This window comes from Blastococcus capsensis, from assembly GCF_030165005.1.
Taxonomy (GTDB): Bacteria; Actinomycetota; Actinomycetes; order Mycobacteriales; family Geodermatophilaceae; genus Blastococcus; species Blastococcus capsensis.
Map to the genome: position 1 here is coordinate 292,774 of NZ_JASNNW010000002.1, position 22,654 is coordinate 315,427.

The 22,654-nt window shown below is 73.0% G+C and carries 22 protein-coding genes; 7 read left to right on the forward strand and 15 right to left on the reverse strand.

Annotated features, from left to right (window positions below):
- Positions 1 to 71: 71 nt before the first annotated feature.
- Positions 72 to 4,067 carry an ATP-dependent RNA helicase HrpA gene (gene hrpA / locus QOZ86_RS03775; RefSeq protein ID WP_284490613.1) on the forward strand — a complete coding sequence of 1,332 codons (3,996 nt, stop codon included), beginning with the start codon at positions 72 to 74 and terminating at the stop codon, positions 4,065 to 4,067.
- A gap of 13 nt (positions 4,068 to 4,080) precedes the next feature.
- On the opposite strand, the gene QOZ86_RS03780 is transcribed toward hrpA, so the two are convergent.
- On the reverse strand, positions 4,081 to 4,449 hold the full coding sequence (locus QOZ86_RS03780; RefSeq protein WP_284490614.1) for a hypothetical protein: 369 nt from the start codon (positions 4,447 to 4,449) through the stop codon (positions 4,081 to 4,083).
- Positions 4,450 to 4,661: 212 nt separating this feature from the next.
- On the opposite strand from QOZ86_RS03780, the gene QOZ86_RS03785 reads away from it, so the two are divergent.
- The 3 genes from QOZ86_RS03785 (at position 4,662) to QOZ86_RS03795 (ending at position 6,733) form a co-directional block, all read left to right on the forward strand.
- Positions 4,662 to 5,051, forward strand: coding sequence for an ATP-binding protein (locus QOZ86_RS03785; RefSeq protein WP_284490615.1), 390 nt, complete (start codon positions 4,662 to 4,664; stop codon positions 5,049 to 5,051).
- 75 nt (positions 5,052 to 5,126) lie between these two features.
- Positions 5,127 to 5,291: a hypothetical protein gene (locus tag QOZ86_RS03790; RefSeq protein WP_284490616.1), complete on the forward strand. Its 165-nt coding sequence runs from the start codon at positions 5,127 to 5,129 to the stop codon at positions 5,289 to 5,291.
- A 92-nt stretch (positions 5,292 to 5,383) separates the two neighbouring features.
- Complete coding sequence (locus QOZ86_RS03795; protein ID WP_284490617.1) at positions 5,384 to 6,733, forward strand: cytochrome P450; 1,350 nt, start codon at positions 5,384 to 5,386, stop codon at positions 6,731 to 6,733.
- On the opposite strand, the gene QOZ86_RS03800 is transcribed toward QOZ86_RS03795, so the two are convergent.
- From QOZ86_RS03800 to QOZ86_RS03840, 9 genes are all read right to left on the reverse strand, one after another.
- Positions 6,730 to 8,067: a sulfate adenylyltransferase subunit 1 gene (locus QOZ86_RS03800; RefSeq protein WP_284490618.1), complete on the reverse strand. Its 1,338-nt coding sequence runs from the start codon at positions 8,065 to 8,067 to the stop codon at positions 6,730 to 6,732. The two genes, QOZ86_RS03795 and QOZ86_RS03800, sit on opposite strands and share 4 nt — an antisense overlap.
- Complete coding sequence (gene cysD, locus QOZ86_RS03805) at positions 8,067 to 8,975, reverse strand: sulfate adenylyltransferase subunit CysD (RefSeq protein ID WP_284490619.1); 909 nt, start codon at positions 8,973 to 8,975, stop codon at positions 8,067 to 8,069. Before cysD ends, QOZ86_RS03800 begins: the two co-directional genes overlap by 1 nt.
- Positions 8,976 to 9,127: 152 nt before the next feature.
- Entirely contained in the window at positions 9,128 to 9,334 is a 207-nt protein-coding gene (locus tag QOZ86_RS03810) for a hypothetical protein (RefSeq protein WP_284490620.1), read from the reverse strand.
- Between the two features lie 16 nt (positions 9,335 to 9,350).
- A complete protein-coding gene (locus QOZ86_RS03815) occupies positions 9,351 to 9,683 on the reverse strand; it encodes a carboxymuconolactone decarboxylase family protein (RefSeq protein ID WP_284490621.1) in 333 nt (110 codons plus the stop codon).
- Positions 9,684 to 9,695: 12 nt separating this feature from the next.
- Positions 9,696 to 9,950 (reverse strand): carboxymuconolactone decarboxylase family protein, encoded by a 255-nt coding sequence (locus QOZ86_RS03820; RefSeq protein ID WP_284490622.1) that lies wholly within the window; start codon positions 9,948 to 9,950, stop codon positions 9,696 to 9,698.
- Positions 9,951 to 9,969: 19 nt separating this feature from the next.
- Positions 9,970 to 10,692, reverse strand: a complete 723-nt coding sequence (locus QOZ86_RS03825) for a PaaI family thioesterase (RefSeq protein WP_284490623.1) — start codon at positions 10,690 to 10,692, stop codon at positions 9,970 to 9,972.
- A gap of 22 nt (positions 10,693 to 10,714) precedes the next feature.
- Positions 10,715 to 12,223 (reverse strand): sensor histidine kinase, encoded by a 1,509-nt coding sequence (locus QOZ86_RS03830; protein WP_284490624.1) that lies wholly within the window; start codon positions 12,221 to 12,223, stop codon positions 10,715 to 10,717.
- A 228-nt stretch (positions 12,224 to 12,451) separates the two neighbouring features.
- Positions 12,452 to 13,216, reverse strand: coding sequence for a response regulator transcription factor (locus tag QOZ86_RS03835; RefSeq protein ID WP_284490625.1), 765 nt, complete (start codon positions 13,214 to 13,216; stop codon positions 12,452 to 12,454).
- A 92-nt stretch (positions 13,217 to 13,308) separates the two neighbouring features.
- Complete coding sequence (locus QOZ86_RS03840; RefSeq protein WP_284490626.1) at positions 13,309 to 14,103, reverse strand: siderophore-interacting protein; 795 nt, start codon at positions 14,101 to 14,103, stop codon at positions 13,309 to 13,311.
- A 103-nt stretch (positions 14,104 to 14,206) separates the two neighbouring features.
- On the opposite strand from QOZ86_RS03840, the gene QOZ86_RS03845 reads away from it, so the two are divergent.
- Together QOZ86_RS03845 and QOZ86_RS03850 are read left to right on the forward strand one after the other, a co-directional pair.
- Positions 14,207 to 14,416, forward strand: a complete 210-nt coding sequence (locus QOZ86_RS03845) for a hypervirulence associated TUDOR domain-containing protein (RefSeq protein ID WP_284490627.1) — start codon at positions 14,207 to 14,209, stop codon at positions 14,414 to 14,416.
- Positions 14,417 to 14,473: 57 nt separating this feature from the next.
- Entirely contained in the window at positions 14,474 to 14,932 is a 459-nt protein-coding gene (locus QOZ86_RS03850) for a DUF2795 domain-containing protein (RefSeq protein WP_284490628.1), read from the forward strand.
- A gap of 24 nt (positions 14,933 to 14,956) precedes the next feature.
- On the opposite strand, the gene QOZ86_RS03855 is transcribed toward QOZ86_RS03850, so the two are convergent.
- Positions 14,957 to 15,946: a hypothetical protein gene (locus QOZ86_RS03855; RefSeq protein ID WP_284490629.1), complete on the reverse strand. Its 990-nt coding sequence runs from the start codon at positions 15,944 to 15,946 to the stop codon at positions 14,957 to 14,959.
- An 806-nt stretch (positions 15,947 to 16,752) separates the two neighbouring features.
- Here QOZ86_RS03855 and QOZ86_RS03860 point away from each other — a divergent pair.
- The gene (locus QOZ86_RS03860) at positions 16,753 to 18,174 is read left to right on the forward strand and encodes an LCP family protein (protein ID WP_284490630.1); all 1,422 of its coding nucleotides are present in this window, start codon (positions 16,753 to 16,755) and stop codon (positions 18,172 to 18,174) included.
- Positions 18,175 to 18,234: 60 nt separating this feature from the next.
- On the opposite strand, the gene pstB is transcribed toward QOZ86_RS03860, so the two are convergent.
- From pstB to pstS, 4 genes are all read right to left on the reverse strand, one after another.
- The gene (gene pstB / locus QOZ86_RS03865) at positions 18,235 to 19,014 is read right to left on the reverse strand and encodes a phosphate ABC transporter ATP-binding protein PstB (RefSeq protein WP_284490631.1); all 780 of its coding nucleotides are present in this window, start codon (positions 19,012 to 19,014) and stop codon (positions 18,235 to 18,237) included.
- Between the two features lie 23 nt (positions 19,015 to 19,037).
- Positions 19,038 to 20,120 carry a phosphate ABC transporter permease PstA gene (gene pstA / locus QOZ86_RS03870; RefSeq protein WP_284490632.1) on the reverse strand — a complete coding sequence of 361 codons (1,083 nt, stop codon included), beginning with the start codon at positions 20,118 to 20,120 and terminating at the stop codon, positions 19,038 to 19,040.
- Positions 20,120 to 21,070: a phosphate ABC transporter permease subunit PstC gene (gene pstC / locus QOZ86_RS03875; protein WP_284490633.1), complete on the reverse strand. Its 951-nt coding sequence runs from the start codon at positions 21,068 to 21,070 to the stop codon at positions 20,120 to 20,122. The genes pstA and pstC overlap by 1 nt, the downstream gene beginning before the upstream one ends.
- Positions 21,071 to 21,205: 135 nt before the next feature.
- On the reverse strand, positions 21,206 to 22,318 hold the full coding sequence (gene pstS, locus QOZ86_RS03880; protein ID WP_284490634.1) for a phosphate ABC transporter substrate-binding protein PstS: 1,113 nt from the start codon (positions 22,316 to 22,318) through the stop codon (positions 21,206 to 21,208).
- Positions 22,319 to 22,654: the final 336 nt, after the last annotated feature.

Sequence of the window (22,654 nt, forward strand, 5' to 3'; positions counted from 1 at the left end):
GTGGCCCCGGCGCGCAGCCGGACGACGCGCACCCGATACCCGTGTCCGCCGAGAGGAACGCGAGCCCGCCCGTGAGTGCACCGCCGGAAATCCTCCGGGCGCGCGACGACCTCCGGGAGCGCCTCGCCGGGCTGACCCTCGCCGACGAGCACCGCCTCCGCCGGCGCCTCGACGGCCTGCGACGGACCCGCGACCCGCAGGCACGAGAGCGTCAGCGGGAGCGCCTGGCAGCCGACGTCGACGCCGCGGAGGCCCGCATGGCGCGCCGCCGCGCCGCCGTCCCGGTGATCAGCTACCCCGCGGAGTTGCCGGTCAGCGCCCGGCGGGACGACATCGCCGCCGCGCTGCGCGACGCCCAGGTGGTCGTCGTGGCCGGCGAGACGGGGTCGGGCAAGACGACGCAGCTGCCGAAGATCGCCCTCGAGCTCGGTCGCGGTGTGCGCGGTCGCATCGGGCACACCCAGCCGCGCCGGATCGCCGCGCGCAGCGTCGCCGAGCGGATCGCCGAGGAGCTGGAGACCCCGCTGGGCGAGGCCGTCGGCTACAAGATGCGCTTCAACGACCAGGTGTCGGACTCGACGCTGGTCAAGCTCATGACCGACGGCGTGCTGCTGGCCGAGATCGCGCACGACCGCCTGCTGCGCCAGTACGACACGATCATCCTCGACGAGGCGCACGAGCGGAGCCTCAACATCGACTTCCTGCTGGGCTACCTCGCCCAGCTGCTGCCGAGGCGGCCCGACCTGAAGCTGGTCATCACCTCGGCGACGATCGACGTGGAGCGGGTGGCCGCACACTTCTCGGGCGCCCCGGTCGTGGAGGTGAGCGGGCGGACGTACCCGGTCGAGGTCCGCTACCGCCCGGTGGTCGACCCCGACGACGAGGACGCCGACCCCGATCGCGACCAGGTCAGCGCGATCCTCGACGCGGTAGACGAGCTCGTCGCCGAAGGGCCCGGCGACATCCTGGTGTTCCTCGCCGGCGAGCGCGAGATCCGCGACACCGCCGACGCGCTGGGCGAACGTGCGCCGGCGGGCACCGAGGTCGTCCCGCTCTACTCCCGGCTGTCGGCGGCCGACCAGCACAAGGTCTTCGCCCCGCACTCCGGACGCCGGATCGTGCTGGCCACCAACGTCGCCGAGACCTCGCTGACCGTGCCCGGCATCCGGTACGTCATCGACCCCGGCGCCGCCCGCATCTCCCGGTACAGCCATCGGACGAAGGTCCAGCGGCTGCCGATCGAGCCGGTCAGCCAGGCCTCGGCCCGGCAGCGCTCCGGGCGCTGCGGACGGCTGGGACCGGGGATCGCGATCCGGCTCTACACCGAAGCCGACTTCGACAGCCGGCCGGAGTTCACCGACCCGGAGATCCTGCGGACCAACCTCGCGTCGGTGCTGCTGCAGATGGCGTCGCTCGACCTGGGCGACGTCGCCGACTTCCCGTTCGTCGACCCGCCGGACCGCCGTGCGGTCGCCGACGGGCTGGCGCTGCTCGAGGAGCTGCACGCGCTCGACGAGGACGGGAAGCTCACCGCGACCGGCCGGTCGCTGGCCGCCCTCCCGCTCGACCCGCGGATGGCCCGGATGGTGGTCGAGGCCGACACCCGCGGGGTGCTGGACGAGGTGCTGGTCATCGCCGCCGGGCTCACCATCCAGGACCCGCGCGAGCGGCCGACGGAGCACCAGCAGGCCGCCGACCAGATGCACGCCCGGTTCACCGACGAGAACTCCGATTTCCTCGCGCTGCTCAACCTCTGGCGCTACCTGGGCGAGCAGCAGGATGTGCTCAGCGGGAACCAGTTCCGCCGCACGGTGAAGCGGGAGTTCCTGCACTACCTGCGCATCCGGGAGTGGCAGGACCTGCACGGTCAGCTGCGCGGCACCGCCCGGCGACTCGGGATGGCGGTGGGGGAGCCCGCCGCCGAGCCCGACGAGAAGGGGATCCACGCCGCTCTCCTGGCGGGGCTGCTGTCGCACGTCGGCATGCAGACGGAGCTCGGCCAGGGGCGGCGGGGCGGGCAGGAAGCACAGCGCGACAAGCGGCCGGGCCGCGAGTACCTGGGCACGCGCAACACCCGGTTCGTGATCGCCCCCGGGACGCCGCTGGCGAAGAAGCCGCCGCGCTGGGTGGTGGCCGCCGAGCTGGTCGAGACCAGCCGGCTGTTCGCCCGCACGGTGGCGCGCATCGACCCGGAGGAGGTGGAGGAGCTCGCGGCTCACCTGGTCAAGCGCCAGTACAGCGAGCCGCGGTGGGACGCCAAGCGCGGTTCCGTCGTCGCCACCGAGCGGGTCACCCTCTACGGGCTCCCGCTCGTCGTCGGCCGGCGGGTCCAGTACGGCTCGATCGACCCGGTCGTCTCCCGGGAGCTGTTCATCCGGCACGCGCTCGTGCAGGGGGAGTGGACCACGCACCACCGGTTCTGGACCGAGAACCAGCGGGCGATCGAGCAGGTGGCCGCACTCGAGGAACGCGCCCGCCGCCGGGACATCGCCGTCGACGACGAGACGGTGTTCGAGCTCTACGACGCGCGCATCCCCGCCGACGTCGTCTCCACCCGGCACTTCGACCGCTGGTGGAAGCGGGCCCGGCACGAGCAGCCCGCCCTGCTCACATTCACCCCCGAGATGCTGACCAACGCCGCCGTGGCGGCCGGGGTGCGCGTCGAGGACTATCCCGACGAGGTACCGCTGGATGCCGGGGCGGGGGGCGGGACGGGCAGTCGCCTCACCCTGCCGCTGTCCTACGCGTTCTCCCCGGGCGCGCCGGAGGACGGTGTCACCGTCGACGTCCCCCTCGGCGTGCTGGACACCGTGGTGGGCGCGACGTCCGGGGAGTCGCTGGCGTTCACCGTCCCCGGGCTGCGGGAGGAGCTGGTGACGGCGCTGCTGCGCACGCTGCCCAAGCAGCTGCGCCGTGCGCTCGTCCCCATCCCGGACCGGGTGCGCGAGGTCCTGCCGCGGATCGACGCGGGTGAGCCGCTGCTGCCGGCGCTGGATCGGGAGCTGCGCCGGGCGGCCGGCGTGGTCATCCCGCTGGACGCCTGGCAGCCCGGGCAGGTGCCCGACCACCTGCGGGCGACCTTCCGCGTGCTCGACGACCAGCAGCGGACGCTGGCCAGCGGGAAGGACCTGGCGGCGCTCAAGGCGCAGGTCGCGCCCCAGGCGCGGGCGAGCCTGGCCCGGGCCGCCTCCGAGCTGGAGCGCACCGGCCTGACCAGCTGGGACGTCGGGACGCTGCCCCGCACCGTGGAGGTGCGCCGCGGCGCGCACGCGGTGACCGCCTACCCGGCGCTGGTCGACGAGGGGGCGACCGTCGGCGTCCGCATCGTGCCGACCGAGGCCGAGGCGACCCGGCTGTCCTGGCGGGGGTCCCGGCGGTTGCTGGTGCTGGTCGCCGGTTCGCCGGCCAAGCAGGTGGTCAAGGGGCTCGGGCCGGCCACCCGCCTGGCGCTGCAGTTCAACCCGGACGGCGAGATCCCCGACCTGGTCGCCGACTGCGTCGATGCGGCCGCCGACGAGCTGATCGCCGCCGCCGGTGGGCCGCCGCGCGACCCGGACGCGTTCGCCGCGCTGGTGGCGACGGCGAAGCAGCAGCTGTCCCCGCTCACCGCCGACACCGTGCGCCGCGTCGAGGCAGTGCTCACCCAGGCGCGGGAGGTGGCGGTCGCGATCGGTGCCGCACCGGCCCGCCGGGTGCCGGAGGCCGCCGTCGCGGACCTGCGCCGGCAGATGGCCGGGCTGCTGCACCGCGGCTTCGTGGCCGCCACCGGGCGACGGCGGCTGCCCGACGTCGTCCGGTACCTCCGGGCGATGGTCCACCGGCTGGGAAAGCTCCCGGCGAACACCGCCCGCGACGAACTCTGGACGCAGCAGGTCGCGGCGGTGACCGCCGAGTACGAGCAGCTGCGCCGTCAGGTGCCCTCGACCGGGGCGCCCGAGGACCCGGTGACCCGGGTGCGCTGGATGATCGAGGAGCTCCGGGTCGGGCTGTTCGCCCAGAGCGTGGGCACCCCGCGGCCGGTGTCGGAGCAGCGGATCCACAAGGCGATCGACGCCCTGCTGGCGTGAGCCAGGGCGAGGCTCACTCGGCCGGGGGGCTCCCGTTCTCCTTCAGCAGGGCGGAGATCCGCTGACGGGTCACGCCGAAGAGCGCGGCGATCCGGTTGATGCTGATCTGCTCCCGCTGCAGCGCGGCCGCCTCTTCACGGCGCCAGGTGTGCCCGGCGCCGGCCAGGGATGCCAGCACGGTGGAGATGCTCTCGACCACCAGGGGGCGGGACTCCTCGGTGACCAGCTCCAGCCAGGCCTTTCCAGCGCGCCGCTCGACCAGGAGCTGCTCGGCCCGGACGCGTGCCCGCCGCAACTCGTCCGCGGACTCGTCGATGCAGCTGATCAGCTGCTCGAGGGCGCGGACGGCGGCATCGCCCTCCTCGGGCACCCGGGCGGTCATGGTGCTCCCTCCGGCGGTCGGTGAGCGGACCGCCGCACTGTAACGCAACGTCCATTGCGTGCAATAGCCGTGTCATGCAATGGGGGTTGCGCTCGCTGGGATCCCGTTGGATAGTTGCGCGCAACGCATCCAGTCCCGCGCCCTTCCTGCCGATGACGGAAGTACCGGGCATCCACATCTCCTCCCGCGCAGCCGGCAGAAGGGAACACCCCATGTCCACCCTCACCGCGAGCATGGACCTGCCGCCGGTTCCAGCCAGCGTCCCGGTGGCCCGCCGGCTGGTGCACCAGCTGCTCCAGGTGTGGGGCGCCCGGCAGGACCGTGACGACGCGGCCCTGCTGGTGACCGAGCTGGTGGCCAACGTGGTGGACCACGTGGGGGGCAGCACCTGCCTGACCTTGGAGGCGACGTTCTCCGACGAGTGGCTGCGGCTGGCCGTCGTCGACTGTTCCGCCACCCGTCCCTCCGTGCAGGAACTGGACGCCGAGCGGCCGCGCGGCCGGGGGATGCTGATGGTCGAGCTGCTCGCCGACCGCTGGGGGTGCGAGGACCACCGCGGTGGCAAGCGGGTCTGGTTCGAGCTGCGGCCGCCCCGGCTGTGACGCAGCGGCTGGTTTGCGCCGGTCCCCGACCGGGGACCGCCGAGGAGGAAGCCAGCCGAACGAAGGGACTGCGCGATGAGCGAACCGAACACCCACGCAGCCGGTGAGGACGTCTCCGACGAGGAGATGGTCGAGACCGTTGCCGGCCAGACCGACAGCGCCTCGGAGAACGCCGACGTCGCCGGCCGGGACTGGGACGGCGATCCGAGTGCCGCCCCCGCCCCCAGCGACGAGGCCTGAGCGCTCCAGCAGTCGATGCACCGCCCCCGACCCGTCCCGGGTCGGGGGCGGCGCCATGCCGAGGGGCTGATCAGGGCTGACAGACTGCGGTGATGAGCGCCACAGCGCAGAGCAGGCAGAACGTCGCCGCCGTGGCGCTGACGCCGCTGGCCCGGCCGGCGCGGACCGCCGTGCGCTGGGCGGTCCGGCACGGGCTACCGGCGGTCTACCTCTCCCGTAGCGCCCGGCGGGGCGACCTGGTCGGCCGGTTGATGCGGGACCGGGCAGTGCGCGAGCATCCCTACGAGCTCTACGAGGAGCTGCGCGCCCGCGGAGCGCTCTCGGGCAGCAGCCTGGGTCTGGTCACGACGTCGCACCCGATTGCCCAGGAGATCCTGCGCAGCGACCGCTTCGGTGTCGGCTGGGACCGGGCCGGCGCCCCTCGGCTGATCCGCTGGGCGCTCGCGTTCGGCGACGACCAGTCCGCGGCCGGCGTCGCGGAGCCGCCGTCCATGCTCGTCGTCGACCCGCCGGACCACACCCGCTTCCGCCGGCTGGTCAGCCGGGCGTTCACCCCGCGGGCGACGGCAGCGTTCGAGCCGGCCATCCGGAGCACCGCTGAGCGGCTGCTCGACGATCTGGAGCGCCGCGGCGGCACGGTCGACCTCGTGGATTCCTACGCCGCCCAGCTGCCCGTGCTGGTCATCGCCGAGCTGCTCGGGGTGCCGACGGAACGCCGGGAGGACTTCCTGCGCTGGGGCGCGGCAGCGGCGGCCACGCTCGACCCGGGGCTGCCCTTGCGCCGCTACCTCGTCGCGGAGAAGGCGCTGCGGGCCATGCACGCGTTCCTCGGCGAGCACTTCCACCGGCTGCGCCGGGAGCCGGGCGACGACCTGGTCAGCCGGCTCGTCACGCTGCCGCCGGACGAGGCGCTCACCGAGCGGGAGCTGCACGCCACGGTGCTGCTCCTGCTCGGCGCCGGCTTCGAGACGACGGTGAACCTGCTGGGCAACGCCGTCGTCCTCCTCGACGCACACCGCGACCAGTGGGAGGTCCTGCGTGCCGACCCCGCCGGCTGGGACACCGCCGTCGAGGAGGTGCTGCGGCTGGACAGCCCGGTGCAGCTGACCGGCCGGTCCGCCCGGGCCGAGGTCGAACTGGCCGGGCGCCCCGTGGCCGCGGGTACCCGGGTCACCCTGCTGCTGGGCGCGGCCAACCGCGACCCCGACGTCTTCGCCGAGCCGGCGCGGTTCGACGTCACCCGGGCGAACGCCCGCGAGCACCTGGCCTTCTCCGGCGGCATCCACTACTGCGTCGGCGCCGGCCTGGCCCGCCTGGAGGCGGCGGTGGGCCTGCGGGCGCTGAGCGAGCGCTTCCCGGGGCTGCGGGTGGCCGGGGCCCCGCAGCGCCGCGACCTGCAGACCCTCCGCGGCTTCGAGCGCCTCCCGGTGCGGCTGCGTTAGCTCCCGGGGACGAGCATCCCGGCGCCGACGGTGGCGTTGGTCGCCTCGTCGACGAGGATGAACCGGCCGGTCACCCGGTTGCGGGAGTACTCGTCGACGAACAGCGGCTGGGTGGCGCGCAACCGCACCCGGCCGATGTCGTTGAGCCCGAGCTCGCCGGCCTCCGGCTCGCGGTGCAGCGTGTTGACGTCGAGCCGGTACTGCACGTCCTTGACCACCGCGCGCACCGAGCGCGTCGTGTGCTTGACCGCCAGCCGCTGCCGGGGGCGCAGCGGCTCGTCGGTCATCCAGCACACCAGCGCGTCGAGCTCCTGCGTCACGTGCGGCGCGTTCGACGGCCGGCAGATCAGGTCACCGCGCGAGACGTCGAGGTCGTCGGCCAGCCGCACGGTCACCGCCATCGGGGCGAAGGCCTCGTCGACCGGGCCACGCGGGCCGTCGATGCCGGCGATCGTCGTCGTCAGCCCGCTGGGCAGCACCTGCACCTCGTCGCCGGTGCGCAGGACGCCGCTGGCGACCGTCCCGGCATAACCCCGGAAGTCGTGGTGTGCGTCGGATTGCGGCCGGATCACGTACTGCACCGGGAAGCGCACGTCGACCAGGTTGCGGTCGCTGGCCACGTGCACGTGCTCCAGGTGGTGCAGCAGCGACGGCCCCTCGTACCAGGGGGTGCGCTCCGACCGGCGGACGACGTTGTCGCCGTTCAGCGCCGAGATGGGCACGACGGTGAGGTCGGGGACGTCCAGTTTCGCGGCGAAGGCGGTGAACTCGTCGCGGATCGCCTCGAAGGTCTGCTCCGACCAGTCGACGAGGTCCATCTTGTTCACCGCGACGACCAGGTGGGGCACCCGCAGCAGCGAGGCGAGGAACGCGTGCCGGCGGCTCTGCTCGAGCATGCCCTTGCGGGCGTCGACCAGCACGATCGCCAGATCCGCGGTGGAGGCGCCGGTGACCATGTTGCGGGTGTACTGCACGTGGCCCGGCGTGTCGGCCAGGATGAACGTGCGCCGCGGGGTGGCGAAGTAGCGGTAGGCGACGTCGATGGTGATGCCCTGCTCGCGCTCGGCCCGCAGCCCGTCGGTGAGCAGCGCCAGGTTCACGTAGTCGCCGCCGGCGCTGGCGCGCTCGACGGCCTCGTACTGGTCCTCGAACACCGCCTTGCTGTCGTAGAGGAGCCGGCCGATCAGGGTGCTCTTGCCGTCGTCGACCGAGCCGGCGGTGGCGATCCGCAGGATGTCCTTGCGGGCGACGGCGATCTCGCGTGCCTGCTCCGCGGCGGCGGAGTGCACATCGACGGGCTGGTCGATGCGCGGCTGGGGGGTGCTGTCGGCCATCAGAAGTAGCCCTCCTTCTTCCGGTCCTCCATGGCGGCGTCGCTGACCTTGTCGTCGCCCCGGGTCGCGCCCCGCTCGGTCATCCGGGTCACCGCGATCTCGGCGATGACCTCGTCGACCGTGGTGGCGGTGGACGGCACGGCCGCGGTCAGGTTCGCGTCGCCGACGGTGCGGTAGCGGACGCTCTCCCGGCGGACCTGCTCGCCCTCGCGCGCCCGGATGAACTCGTTGACCGCGTAGAGCATCCCCTGGCGCTCCACGACCTCCCGCTCCTGCGCGAGGTACAGCGGGGGGATGGCGATCTGCTCGTGGGCGATGTACTGCCAGATGTCGAGCTCGGTCCAGTTCGACAGCGGGAACACCCGGATGGACTCACCCAGGTGGATCCGCCCGTTGTAGAGGTCCCAGAGCTCCGGGCGCTGGCTCTTCGGATCCCACTGGCCGAACTCGTCGCGGAAGGAGAAGGCCCGTTCCTTGGCCCGGGCCTTGTCCTCGTCGCGCCGGGCGCCGCCGAACAGTGCCGTGAAGCCGTGCTCCTCGACGGCGTCCAGCAGGACCGGGGTCTGGATGCGGTTGCGGGAGCCGTTGGGCTCCTCCTTCACCGTGCCCGCGGCGATGGCGTCCGGCACGGAGGCCACCACCAACTGCACGCCGAGCTCGGCCACCCGCTTGTCGCGGAACTCCAGGACCTCGGGGAAGTTCAGGCCGGTATCGACGTGCATCACCGGGAAGGGGATGCGGGCCGGCGCGAAAGCCTTGCGGGCCAGCTCCAGCATCACGATGGAGTCCTTGCCGCCGGAGAAGAGCAGCACCGGGCGTTCCAGTTCCGCGACGACCTCACGAATCATGTGGATGGACTCGGCCTCCAGCGTCTCCAGCTGGGTGAGCCGGTAGTCGGGCGTGGTCACGCGGCCTCCTCGCCGGCGCTCGGAAGCCTCGTTCCGGACGGTGCTCTGTTCGTGGATGAGCTCGCAGGCTCGCTCATTGGCGCTGGCTCCGGGGATTCGACATCAGGGCGACCAACCGCACCGATCCGGTGCGAATTCCCGCCCAGTGTCCGCTATCGCGCCGAGCGGACCGCAGCCAGCACCCGGTCGGCCTGCCCCGGCCGGGTGACCACGAGGTCGGAAAGGGAGGGATCGGGCCGGTTGTAGACCAGCGGCGATCCGTCCAGCCGGCCGGTGCGCCCCGAGGAACGCAGGGGCACCAGGGCGTCCGCGGCGGGCCGAGCGGCCAGTGCCGCGACCGCGGTGTCGTCCATGCGCATGTGCGGCGGCTCCTGGTCAGGGGGTTGGCACCTCCGGGTAGGCGAGCGGGCAGCTGGGCGCCAGCGCCTCCTGCGTCTCCGGGTCGACCTCGGTGAGGAAGGTGGCGTGGAAACGGTTGATCATGTTGGACAACCCGACGGTGAAGCAGATCTCGATGATCTGCTCGGGGGTGAAGTGCTCGGCCAGGTCGCCGTAGGTCCGGTCGTCGATGGTCGCCATCCGCGTGGACCGCTGCGCGTAGCGGACGATCGCCGCCTCGTCGGCCTCGTAGAGGCCGTCGGGCAGCGGGTCGTCGCCCAGGTGCGCGAGCTTCTCTTCGGTCAGTCCTGCTGCTCGACCGAGCAGCACGTGGGTGGGGATCTAGTAGTGGCACTCGTTGGTGACCGAGGCGGTGAGGTACGCCAGTTCCCGCTGGGCCGGTGTCATCGAGTTCTGGAAGTAGACGACGGTGCCGAACTCGACCATCTTCTGCAGCGCGCGGGGGTGGTTGGCCACGGCGCGGTAGACGTTCGGATCGACGCTGCGCCCGCGCGCCGCCGCGACGGCCTTCAGCACCTCCCGGGCGAGAGGGTCGGCGTTCTCGTCGTCGGAACTCACCAGCGGCAGGCGTGACATGCGTCTCACCGTAGTGCTGTCAGCCCGGATCGACGGCGGCGGCGTCCCCGGCGTTGCCCGGTGGGCGGTGCACTCCGGAGGCGTCGGTGACCGAACCGAAGTAGGACGCCAGCTTCTCCGGACGAGGCTTGACGAAGGTCCCGCGCGCCTCGACCAGCGGCTGGTCCGGCGCCTCGGCGAGCGCGATCGATCCGGCGATGACCGACTTGCGGCCCGAGCTCTCCTCGAGCCAGCCGCGGAACGCCAGCGGGCGACCGAGCGGAACGGGACCGCGGTAGTCCAGCTCCAGGTGCGCGGTCATCCCCCAGAGACCGTTGGCGGCGGCGGTGTCGCCCAGCACCTGGTCCATGAACAGCGCGCTCATGCCGCCGTGCAGGAAGGTGGGCGGGCCCTCGTAGGCCGCGCCGAGCGTGGCCTCCGCGGTCACCACGCCGTCCGCCACGCGGAAGCGCAGCGGCGGCGCCATGCCGTTGGCCACGCCGCTGACCGGGTTGAACGTCCGGCGACGGGCGGCAGGGTCGTCCAGGCGCGGGAGCTGGGACAGCGGACGGCGCGGCCCCAGGAGCTGCTCGGTGGCGGTGCGCACCAGCTCGGCGGCGGAGCGCACCGCCGCAGCGTCGGCCGTGGTGGTCGCCGAGAGCTCGATCAGCTGCCGGAGCGCGACGGCCAGATCGACCGACGCGGCCATGAGCTCGGCGTCGGAGGAGGTGCCCGGATCCGGGGAGCCGTCGGTCGTCGTCACCGGCAGATCGTCGCAAGAGTGCTCAGGCCCCGGGAGCGCCGCCCCCGGGGGGACCGCTGCGCGGCAGCCGCACCGTGACGGCCAGCCCCGCGCCGGGCGCCGTCTCCAGCGCGGCGGAGCCGCCGTGGGCCGCGGCCAGCGAGGAGACGATGGCCAGCCCGAGGCCCGTGCCGCCGGCATCCCGCGTGCGGGAGGTGTCGGCCCGGTAGAACCGCTCGAAGGCCCGCGCCGCGTCGTCGGCGGCCATGCCCGGACCGTCGTCCGCGACGCGCAGCAGCAGCACGTCGGCATGGGCCGGTTCCTGTGCCACCGAGACCTGCACGCGGGTGCCCGGCGGTGTGTGCGTCAGGGCGTTCGTCACCAGGTTGACCACCACCTGGCGCAGCCGGCTCTCGTCGCCGAGCACCACGGGGACGTCCGTGAGCGACTCGTCCAGGTGCAGGCTGATCGGCCGGTCGGGCTGCACGGCACGTGCGTCGTGCACGGCGTCCCCGGCGACCGCGGCGAGGTCCACCGGACGGACGGCCAGCGGTCGCTGCTGGTCCACCCGGGCCAGCAGCAGCAGGTCCTCGACCAGCAGCCCCATCCGGCCGCCCTCGGCCTCGATCCGCTGCATCAGCCGGGCGACGTCCTGCTCGGTGCGGACCGCGCCCTGGCGGTACAGCTCGGCGAAGCCGCGGATGGAGGTCAGCGGGGTGCGCAGCTCGTGGCTGGCGTCCGCCACGAACCGGCGCATCCGGTGCTCGGAACTCCGCGCCTGCTCCTCGGAGGCCTGCTGGGCGCGGAAGGCGCTCTCGATGCGGGCAAGCATCCCGTTCAGCGCGTTGGACAACCGGCCGACCTCGGTGCGCTCGTCGCCGATCGGGACGCGGCGGGACAGGTCGCCGTCGGCGATGGCCCGCGCCGTGCGCTCCACGTCGGCCAGCGGCCGGAGGCTGTTGCGCACGAGGACGTACCCGGCGGCGGCCAGGAGGGTGAGCACGATCAGCCCGACGACGACCTCGATCCGGACCAGCCGGCCGATGGCCGCCTCGTCACCCCGCACATCGCTACCCACGAGGACCGTGTAGCCGCCGGGCAGCTCGCCCGACGCCATCCGCCACTCGATGCGTCCGCCGTCGCGCACGCTCGTCGGCCCGCCGCCCTCCCGCAGCCGGTCGACGTCGCCGTCGTCGAGGCCGGGCATCGCGCCGTCCCGCCCGCGCGGCCCGCCGAGCACGATCGGTCGGTCGTCGTCGGGGGCCAGGCAGGCGACGTAGGTGGGGCTCGGTTGCGGCCACGCCGGGGGGTTGAGGCAGGCCTGCAGCAGGCCGGGCTGCCGCTCGTAGGCCTGCACGGTCACCCGTAGTTCGGCGTCCCGCTGCTCCTGCAGGTACTGCTTGAGCAGCGACGTGGCGGCGAATCCGGTCGCCGCCAGCGCGACCGCTACGAGAACCACCAGCAGGGCCACCAGGGTCACCCGCAGCGGGATGCGGCTGCCCAGGCTCCTCGCGGGTGGCTCGTCGCTCCCGCCGGTCGGCTGCGATGTCACCGATTCGCTACCGCGGGGCGCTCCGCTCCTCGCTCGTTCCTCGCTGCGATGCTCACGCCCCTGTCCGCTCACGATGTCACCGGTTCGCTACCGCGGGGCGCTCCGCTCCTCGCTCGTTCCTCGCTGCGATGCTCACGCCCCTGTCCGCTCACGATGTCACCGGTTCGCTCCCGCGGGGCGCTCCGCTCCTCGCTCGTTCCTCGCTGCGATGCTCACGCCCCTGTCCGCTCACGACCCACGCGGCAGCCGGAGGGTGTAGCCGACGCCGCGGATGGTCTGCAGCAGGCGGGGTTCGGTGGTGTCGACCTTGCGCCGGAGGTAGGAGATGTAGGACTCCACGACGTTGGCCTCGCCGTTGAAGTCGTAGTTCCACACGTGGTCGAGGATCTGCGCCTTCGACAGCACCCGGCCGGCGTTGGCCATGAGGTAGCGCAGCAGTTTGAACTCCGTCGGCGAGAGGCTGATGACCTCGCCGGCCTTGATGACCTCGTGGGTCTCCTCGTCCAGCTCGATGTCGGCGAAGGTGAGCCGCGGCGCCTCCGGGGCGCGCTGTGCGCCGGTCGTCCGGCGGAGCACCGCCCGGATGCGGGCCACGACCTCGTCGAGGCTGAACGGCTTGGTCACGTAGTCGTCGCCGCCGAGCGTCAGGCCGGAGATCTTGTCCTCGGGTGCGTCCCGTGCCGTCAGGAAGAGCACCGGGGTGTGCCGCCCGGTCTCCCGCAGCCGCCGCACCACGCCGAAGCCGTCGAGCCCGGGCATCATCACGTCCAGGACCAGCAGGTCCGGCCGGAACGACGCCGCGAGCGCCAGCGCCTGCTGCCCGTCGGCGGCGGTGGCGACCTCGAAGCCGGCGTAGCGGAGGCTCGCCGACAGCAGCTCGCGGATGTTCGGCTCGTCGTCCACCACGAGGAGGCGGGCTTCCGGGGCCGGGCGGCCCGCGGGCTGGTTGCCGGACACTGCTCCTCCGGTCGGGTGCGCCGATACGGTCGTCATGCTCCCGAGGATCGGGGGAGCGGCTGCGCAGGACCTGGACGCTACCTGGGAAGTTCCTGGACGAGCGACCCATACCGGCAGACGAGCGGCCCTCAGCCGGCGGGGGACATGGCGCGGCCCCGGCGCCAGTAGCCGATCGCGTGGTGCTGGCTCCGGCCCAGTCCCCACCGCCCCCGCAGGTCGGCGCGGATCGCCCGCACGGTGGCCGACTCGGCGCCCACCCAGGCGAAGACGTCGTCCCCCTCCGGGCGGTCCAGCGCCGCGACGGCGCCGACCAGCAGGGTGCTCTCGCCCGGTGCCGTCGCGCCGCGGTGCAGCCAGTGCAGGGCGATGCCCGGGGGTGCCACGAGCGGCTGCTCCTCCTCCGGCCCGGCCACCTCGAGGTAGGCGGCGCCCAGCGTCTCCGGTGGCGCGGCCGCCAGGAGCCGGCTGATCGCGGGCAGCGCCGTCTCGTCCCCGATCAGCAGCAGCCAGCGGGCGGACCGCTCGGCGAGCGAGGCGGCCCCGGCGATGCCGAGCAGGGCGCCCGGCTGCGCGGCGGCGGCCCAGGAGGCGGCCGGACCGTCCCCGTGGAGGACGAAGTCGATGTCCACCTCACCGGCGGCGGAGTCCTGGCGGCGTGCCGTGTAGCTGCGCAGCGCGATCCCGTGGCTGCCCTGCGGCCACACGATCCGGCCGTCGCGCTGGATGCGCGGCCAGCGTGGCTCGGCGTCGTCCACCTGCGGCACGAGCAGGTTCACGGTGGGGCCGGCCGCCGCCACGGCGGTGGGCTCCCCGGACAGCGTCACCCGGCGTACCGAGGGAGTCACGTCGGTGACCGCCACGACCGTGAGGACGTCGACCGGTCGCAGGCCGTCGATGAACACGGCGCCGTCAGGAGAGCTCACGTCGTCCCAGCGTAGGTGTGCGGTGCATCCGGGGCGCCGATGTGTGCCCGGGGCCCGCCGGGGGCACCGGCAGAGGCAGCACCGTCCACGAGCGGGGAGAGAGATGGCCGACGACTTCGACAAGGGTGACCACGTCACCTGGAACAGCCACGGGAGCACCGCCGAGGGCACCGTGGAACGAAAGATCACCTCCGACACCGAGGCGTCCGGTCGCACCGTGCGGGCGAGCAAGGACGACCCGCAGTACGAGGTCCGCAGCGACAAGAGCGGGCGCACCGCGGTGCACAAGCCCGGCGCGCTCGACGAGGCCTGAGCTCCCGCGGACGGATCCATGCCCGGCGGCGCCGGGCCCGAGCAACTGGAGGCACACGTGACCGAGTCCGCAGGCGACTTCGCCGGCGCGTCCTCGCGCAGCACCAAGCACAACCCGCGGCTCGACGAGGAGCTCGAGCACGAGACCCAGGGGATGATGAAGGCCGAACGGGCCACGCGAGCGCACGAGTGGCGCGAGGTCGAGCCGGTCGCCGAGGGCCAGCCCGACATCGATACCGACCCCGCCGGCACGCTGGTCGGTGGCACGCCGGTCGGCATGACCGAGTCCGCGGTCGTCGCCCGGGCGGAACTGGCCCGCTGGCTGACCCGCCAGCCGTTCCCCGGAACCCGCGAGGACCTCGTCGAGGCGGCCCGTGATCACCGCGCCCCCGACGCGGTGGTGGCGGAGCTCGAGCGGCTGCCCGAGGGGGAGACCTTCGAGCGGATCGGCGACGTGACCCGCGCCCTCGGGTACCCGACCGAGACCGGGCCCGGACCGGGGGCCGACGGCCCCTGAGCCCAGGCCTCGGAGGGCGCCGGCTCAGGAGCCGGCGCCCTCCCGCGCCTCGGCGTCGGCGATCTCCTCCGCGCCGCGGCGGCGGAACAGCTTCGAACCCGGAAAGCCCTTCACGATCTGGCGCATGTCCTGGACGGTGTCGACCAGGTCGTGGACGTCGGTGCCGACGGTCCCCAGAGTCTCCAGGACCGGCAGGATGTCCTCGTCCAGGTGCACCACCAGCTGGGGCAGTCGGTCGATCAGCGTGATCAGCGCGTCGACCTCGGACGGGTCGAACGAGGCAGCCAGCCGCCGCATCGACGGCGCGAGCGCGGTCAGCGCGGGCTCGTAGTCGGTCAGCAGCGGGGCGACCCGGCCGACCATCCCCTCGGCCTGCCCCAGCACGCCCCCAGCCTCCCCGAGCAGCCCCTCGGCGCGTCCGACGACGGCCGCTCCACGACCCGTCGCCCCCTCGACCTGCGCGATGGCGTCGTCGGCGCGTGCGCGGGTGGCGGCCATGTCGGTGATGGCGTCGTCGGCCCGTGCGCGGGTGGTGGCCATGTCGGTGATGGCCTGGTCGGCGCGTGCGCGGGTGGTGGCCATGTCGGTGATGGCCTGGTCGGCGCGTGCGCGGGTGGTGGCCATGTCGGTGATGGCGTCGTCGGCCCGGCCCCGCGTCGCCTCCAGGTCGGTGATGGCGTCGTCGGCGCGTGCGCGGGTGCCTTCGAGGTCGGTGATCGCCTTGTCCGCGCGGGCACGGGCGGTGTCGAGGTCGGTGATGGCCTGGTCGGCGCGAGCGCGGGTGGTGTCGAGGCCGGTGATGGCCTGGTCGGCCCGGCTCAGCGCGCCCTCCACCCGGTCGACCACCGATTCGACCCGCCCCACCACGCCGTCCACGCGACCGAGCAGCTCCTCCAACCGGCCGAGCGCGGCGGCCGCCCGGGGGACGAGCGCCAATGCGTCCCCGACACCGTCGCGCACGCCGTCGACCATGGCGAGGACGTCGGAGGGCCCGGGCACGGAGGGCAGTCGCACCGCGAAGACGCTACGCACTGCCTGGGTGGGACACCATTTGGTTGCCCGCTTCCGTCACTCGCCCCTGCCGCGCGTCGGCGTGGTGAACGCCTGCGCCCCCGTATCGTGGGACGACGGGACACGGACGTGCGAACGACGAGAAGGTGTCGACACCTGTGGGGGATGAGCCGACGCGCGGCGGAGCGGGCGACCGCGACGTCCCCGGGCGCACCCGCCGCGGGCGGAGCACCGGGGCCGGCGCCGACCCGGTGACCGTCGAGCAGGTGCTGGCCCGCCAGGGGAGCGCGGTCGGTGGCCGGCGGGCCGCCCGCCGCGGTACGGACGATCCGGCGCCGGGCACGGGGCCTCGGCGCGAGGCGGCTGCCGCGGCCGCTGACCGGCCGGAGCGGAACCGGCGCCCGGATCGGCGGACGGGCGGGTCCGACGCGGTCACCGGTTCCGGGAGCGCCGACGGCCCGGCGATCCGGGCGGGACTGCCGCCGGTTCCCGGCGCCGCCCCCGCGGGACCCGCAGGGTCGGTGACACCGCGGTCCGGTCTCCCTCCGGTACCTGCGGTGCAGCCGGGCCTTCCCCCGGTTCCGCAGATCCAGCCGGCCCCTGTGCTGACCCCGCAGTCTGGCCTGCCGCCGGTCCCGGGGGGGCGCGAGGTCCCTCCGCAGGGTCCCGCCGCCTGGGCTCCGGACGAGCGGCCCTCCCGGCGCAGCGGTCCCATCCCCCCGCTGCCCGGACTTCCCGCGCCGGCCGGTGCCACCCGTCGCCGGCCCGCCGCCGGTCGTCCGCCGCAGAGCCCCGGCCGCCGCGGGTTGGTGCGCGCGGCCATCGCCCTGGCCGGGGTCGTCGGCGTCGTCGTCCTCTACCACCTCGCCCTGTACTTCTACGTCGACCAGCGGATCGCCCGGGTGGACGCGCTCACCCTCGACGGTCCCGAGGTGCTCGCCCCAGAGCTGCAGGAGGCCGCACAGACGTATCTCGTCGTCGGCACGGGCGTGCCGGGCCAGGACGGCGTGGCATCGGTGGCCACTCTGGTGGTGTCGGTCTCTGCCGAGGGCGACCGTGCGGTGCTGGTCAGCGTGCCGCCCACCGCGCTGGTGGACACCCCGATCTGCCGTACCGCGGACGGCGACCTGCGCAACCCGGTCACGGAGGCGTTCGCCAGCTCCCTGCTCGACGGCGGCCCCGCGTGCATGGTGCGCGCTGTCCAGCAGCTGTCGGGCCTGCGGATCAACCACTACCTCGGCGTCGACCTGGCAGACGTCCCCGGCCTGGTGGACGCTCTCGGCGGGATCCCGGTCTGCGTGGTTCCCTCCGAGGCGATCGCCGCCGCGGCCACGCCGCCGCCGGCCGGCCCGTCCGAGCTGTCGGGTGCCGGCGCCGCGGGCTTCCTGCAGCCCGGCGACCAGGCGACCGACGGCACCGGCGCGGCGGCCGCGGAGCGGGCCCAGCGACTCCTCACCTCGACGCTCCGGGCGGCGATGTCGGCGGAGAACCTGCTGAACCCGGTGACGCTCACCCGCTTCGTGACCCGCGCGTCGGACGCTCTCACGCTCGACGAGCAGACCACGCTGGGCGACCTGCGCGTGCTCGCGGGGACGCTGGGGGACCTCTCCGGCGACGCGGTGCAGCGGGCCGGGTTGCCGGTCGAGCAGGTCGGCTACGTCCCGGCCGGCACGGATCAGGCCTACGTCCTCCTCGACGGGATGGCGACGCGGGCGCTGTTCGACGAGGTCATCGACGGTGCCCGGCTCCCCGCCGAGGTGCTCGAGGCGCAGCGTGCGGCCCAGACGGCCGCTCCCGAGGCCGCCGTCGTCCCCGAGGCCGCTCCCGAGCCCCCACCGGGGCCCGAGCCGCTCACCGCCCCGCCCGCCGGCATCACCGTCGATGTGCTGAACGGCACCGGCACCACCGGCCTGGCGGCGACCGTCGCCGATGCCCTCCGCGGAGCGGGATTCGGCGTGGGCACCGTGGGCAACGAGCCGGGCGCGGTCACCGGGAGCGTGGTGCGCTACGGTGCCGGGGCGCTCGAGCAGGCCCGCACCGTGGCTGCTGCCGTCCCGGGTGCGGTCCTCCAGCCCGACGATTCCCTCGGGACGACCGTGCAGCTGGTGATCGGCCCCGGCTACACCAGCGTCGTCCCGGTGGAGATCGGGGTCCCCGCCGCCGCCGAGCAGCCGGCCGTGGAGACGGCGGCGGCCGCCCCGGAACCCGAGGCGGCCGCCGTTCGCTGCTGATGGCCCCGTCCAGAGGCTCGCGCCGAGCGGAGCGAGGTGTGAGGAGGACGGGGTCCTTTCTCAGCCGAAGCGGCCGGAGATGTAGTCCTCGGTCGCCTTCTCGTCGGGGTTGCTGAAGATCTTCTCGGTCGGGTTGAACTCGATCAGCCGGCCGGGCTGGCCCACGCCGTTGAGGTTGAAGAACCCGGTGGACTCGCTCACCCGCGCGGCCTGCTGCATGTTGTGCGTGACGATGACGATGGTGAACCGCTCCTTGAGCTCGGTCATCAGGTCCTCGATCGCCAGGGTCGAGATGGGGTCGAGTGCGGAGCACGGCTCGTCCATCAGGAGGACGTCGGGCTCGACGGCGATCGCGCGGGCGATGCACAGGCGCTGCTGCTGACCGCCGGAGAGGCTCGACCCCGGCCGGTCGAGTCGGTCCTTGACCTCGTTCCAGAGGTTGGCCCCCCGCAGGGACCGCTCCACGAGATCGTCGAGATCGGCCTTCTTCGTCTGCTTGTTGTTCAGCCGCAGGCCCGCCGCGACGTTGTCGTAGATCGACATGGTCGGGAACGGGTTGGGCCGCTGGAAGACCATGCCGATCTGCCGCCGGACGTCGACCGGGTCGACGTCGGCGCTGTAGAGGTCCTGGCCGTCCATGACGACCTTGCCCTCCACGCGTGCTCCGGGCAGCACCTCGTGCATCCGGTTGATCGAGCGCAGGAAGGTCGACTTCCCGCAGCCCGACGGCCCGATCAGTGCGGTCACGCTACGTGGTTCGATGGAGACGGTGACGCCCTGTACGGCCAGGAACTTGCCGTAGTAGATGTCGAGGTCGGAGACGTCGATGCGCTTGGCCACGAGGGTTCCTCCGGATCGTCCGGTCAGCGACCGGTCTTGGGGGCGAAGAAGCGACTGATCACGCGGGCGACGACGTTGAGACCCATGACCAGGATGATGAGGATGAGCGCCGCCGTCCAGGCCCGGTCGATCGCGAACTCCGGCGGCACGCCCGGCTGGGTCAGCTGGTAGTAGGCGTAGACCGGCAGCGTGGCCATGCGCCCGTCGAACGGGTTGAAGTTCGTGGCGTTGGTGATGCCGACCGTGATCAGGAGCGGGGCCGTCTCCCCGACGACGCGTGCGATCGCCAGGGTCACGCCGGTGCCCAGACCGGCGATCGCCGTCGGCAGAACGACCTTGACGATCGTCCGCCACTTCGGCACGCCGAGGGCGTAGCTGGCCTCCCGGAGCTCGTTCGGTACGAGCTTGAGCACCTCTTCGGCCGACCGCACGACCACCGGGATCATGAGGACCGACAGCGCGACAGCACCCATGATGCCCAGCCGGATGCCCGGTCCGAACAGCAGCACGAACAGCGCATAGGCGAAGAGGCCGGCGACGATCGACGGGATGCCGGTCATGACGTCGACGAAGAAGGTGATCGCGCGCTTGAGCCGGCCTTGGGCGTACTCGACCAGGTAGATGGCGGTCATGAGGCCGACCGGCACGGAGATGAGCGCTGTCAGCCCGGTGATGATCAACGTGCCCATGAGGGCGTGGTAAGCGCCGCCGCCCTCGCCGACGATTCCCTGCAGGGACGCGCTGAAGAACTCGGCGTCCAGCCGCTCGATACCGCGCCCGACCACCTCCCACACGAGAGCGGCCAGCGGCACCATGGCGATACCGAAGGCGCTGGTGACGATCGCGGTGACCAGTCGGTCGGTGGCCTGACGCCGACCCTCGGCCCGCCGGGAAGCCACGTACAGGACGAGCGTGCCGAGCACGGCGGCGTAGATCACGAACAGGACAACGGTGGAGTCGGTCAGCCAGCTGAGCAGCGCGGCGATCGCCGTCCCGCAAGCGAAGGCAGCCAGCTGCCCCCAGCGAGGGAGCCTGCCTGCCACCCGATCCTGCGGCGGGGTGACGGCGGAGGCCCCGGAGGTGGGGATGGGTGTCTGGACGCTCATCAGTTGGCTCCGGAGAAGTCGGCCCGGCGGTTGACCACCCAGCGCGCCAGCATGTTGACCGCGAGCGTGATCACGAACAGTGCGAGACCGCTGGCGATGAGGGTGTTGACGTCGAGGCCGGTGGACTCGGGGAACTCCAGGGCGACGTTGGCCGCGATGGTCCCCGGGTTGGCGCTGCTGATCAGGTTGAGAGTGATGCCGCCGGAGACGGACAGGACCAGGGCGACCGCCATGGTCTCGCCCAGGGCTCGGCCGAGACCCAGCATCGAACCGCCGATGATGCCGCTCTTGCCGTAGGGGATGACGGCCATCCTGATCATCTCCCACCGGGTGGCTCCGAGAGCGAGCGCGGCCTCCTTGTGCAACGTCGGCACCTGGAGGAAGACCTCGCGAGAGATGGCGCTGATGATCGGCAGGATCATGATCGCCAGGACGAGGCCGACGGTGAGCATCGTGCGGCCGGTCGAGGACGTCGGGCCGGCGAAGAACGGGATGAACCCGAGGTTTTCCTCGAGCCACCGGAACAACGGGACGAGCTTGGGCGCCAGCCAGTAGACGCCCCAGAAGCCGTACACGATGCTGGGGATCGCGGCGAGCAGGTCCACCACGTAGCCGAGGCCCGCCGCCACCCGGCGGGGTGCGTAGTGGGTGATGAACAGCGCGATCGCCACGGCCAGCGGGGTGGCGACCACCAGCGCTATCGCGGCTGAGAGCAGGGTGCCGAACAGCAGTGGCGCGATGTAGCCGACCAGTCCCTCACCACCGGGAATCTCCCCGCTGGGAGCGGTCACGGCGGGAACCGCTTCCACGACCAGGAAGGCGGCCACCCCGGCGAGGACGACCAGGATGGAGATGCCGGCGGCCTTGGCGGTGCCGGCGAAGATGCGGTCTCCGGGCCGGCGAAGTGGCCTGCTGGTGCTCTGGTCGGACGGCGTCCGGGTGGCTGTCACCGCTGCTCCGTGGGGTCTGGTCCGGGGTTGCTGGGGCACTTCCTACCCGTCGCCGGGCGGCGCAGCGGCCCGGGGCGTCGGATGACGTCCCGGGCCGCTGCCCAGTGGTGCACGATCACACCGGAGGAAATCAGATCACTCCGCGCCGGAAATCGCCTCGATGGCCGACAGGGACTGCTCGCGCAGGGCGTCGGAGATCGGCGCGGAGCCGGCCGCCTCCGCCGCCGCCTGCTGGCCCTCCTCGCTCACGACGAAGGACATGAAGTCCTTCGCCAGGTCAGCCGTCTCCTGGCTGTCGTAGGTCAGGCAACCGACGAGGTAGCTGACCTGGACGATCGGGTAGTTGCCCGACTCGGTGGTGTCGCGGCGGATGTCCAGGGCGAAGTCGTACTCGCCCCGGCCCTCCACCTGCTGGGAGTTGTCGACAACCGCGGCCGCGGCCTCCGGCGTCGGGGCGACGTACTCCCCGCCGACACCGATGTTGGCCAGGCCGAGGTCGCCGGCCTGGCTCGGGTCGGCGTAGCCGATGGCGCCCTCACCAGCGCCGACCGCGTTGACCACGCCCGACGTGCCCTGAGCGGCCTCGCCACCGGGCACGGGCCAGTCACCGCTGACCTCGTAGGTCCAGACATCCGGCGCGACCGCGGCCAGGTACTCGACGAAGTTCTCCGTGGTACCCGACTCGTCGGAGCGGTTCACCGGGGTGATCGGCAGGTCGGGCAGCGTGGTGCCCGGGTTGTCCGCGGCGATCGCCGGATCGTTCCAGTTGGTGATCTGCTGGCTGAAGATGCGCGCGAGCGTTTCGGGCGACAGGTTCAGCTCGTCGACGCCCGGCAGGTTGTAGACGACCCCGATCGGGGCGATGTAGTTCACCAGTTCGACGATCTCGCCGTCGCCGGCGCACTGCTGCTGGGCCGCGGCCAGTTCTTCCTCGTCCAGGTAGGCATCGGTGCCGGCGAAGTCGGTGCCGCCTGCGACGAACTGCTCGCGGCCGCCACCGGACCCGACCGGGTCGTAGTTCACCGTCACGTCCGGCTGCAGCGAGTTGTACTGCGCGGCCCATGCCTGCATGGCCGCCTGCTGAGCGCTGGATCCTGCGCCGACGAGAGTGCCGCTGAGCTGGTCCTCCGCGGCACCCGCGGCGTTGCCGGAGTCGGACTCGTTGGAGGCGCCGCACGCGCTGAGCGCGAGGGTGCCGGCGAGCGCCACGGACAGCGTGGTGGCGCGGCTCTTGGTGCTGAGCTTCAACACAGTGCCTCTCGACAGTGCCCGGACCAGTTCCGGGCCTTCTTTGGACCGACGAGAGCGAAACTAGAGAGCGCGAGTGGCCGATCGCCCGATGCCCGGTGAACGGACGGTGAACGCGCGCTGAGGGCTTGCGCACAGGGGTGGGACGCGTCACATCCTGCCCGTGGACGTCGGCCTGCCAATCCTCCGTAACGGTCGGGTAACGGTCAAGCTGGTTGTTGTCCCTGCGGGCGGCGTTCTGCTCGGAGGCGGTCTGGGTGAACGCGTCGGCGGCGGCCCACCGAGGATCCCGTTCCCGTCACCTTCCGCGCCCCGGACGGAATCGCCGGGGAGCTG

Coding starts and splice junctions, on each gene's coding strand:
- QOZ86_RS03785 (WP_284490615.1), top strand. CDS start 4,662: ATGTCCACCCTCACCGCGAGCATGGACCTGCCGCCGGTTCCAGCCAGC.
- QOZ86_RS03790 (WP_284490616.1), top strand. CDS start 5,127: ATGAGCGAACCGAACACCCACGCAGCCGGTGAGGACGTCTCCGACGAG.
- QOZ86_RS03800 (WP_284490618.1), bottom strand. CDS start 8,067: ATGGCCGACAGCACCCCCCAGCCGCGCATCGACCAGCCCGTCGATGTG.
- QOZ86_RS03845 (WP_284490627.1), top strand. CDS start 14,207: ATGGCCGACGACTTCGACAAGGGTGACCACGTCACCTGGAACAGCCAC.
- QOZ86_RS03820 (WP_284490622.1), bottom strand. CDS start 9,950: ATGTCACGCCTGCCGCTGGTGAGTTCCGACGACGAGAACGCCGACCCT.
- QOZ86_RS03780 (WP_284490614.1), bottom strand. CDS start 4,449: ATGACCGCCCGGGTGCCCGAGGAGGGCGATGCCGCCGTCCGCGCCCTC.
- QOZ86_RS03835 (WP_284490625.1), bottom strand. CDS start 13,216: ATGACGACCGTATCGGCGCACCCGACCGGAGGAGCAGTGTCCGGCAAC.
- QOZ86_RS03810 (WP_284490620.1), bottom strand. CDS start 9,334: ATGCGCATGGACGACACCGCGGTCGCGGCACTGGCCGCTCGGCCCGCC.
- QOZ86_RS03795 (WP_284490617.1), top strand. CDS start 5,384: ATGAGCGCCACAGCGCAGAGCAGGCAGAACGTCGCCGCCGTGGCGCTG.
- pstA (WP_284490632.1), bottom strand. CDS start 20,120: ATGAGCGTCCAGACACCCATCCCCACCTCCGGGGCCTCCGCCGTCACC.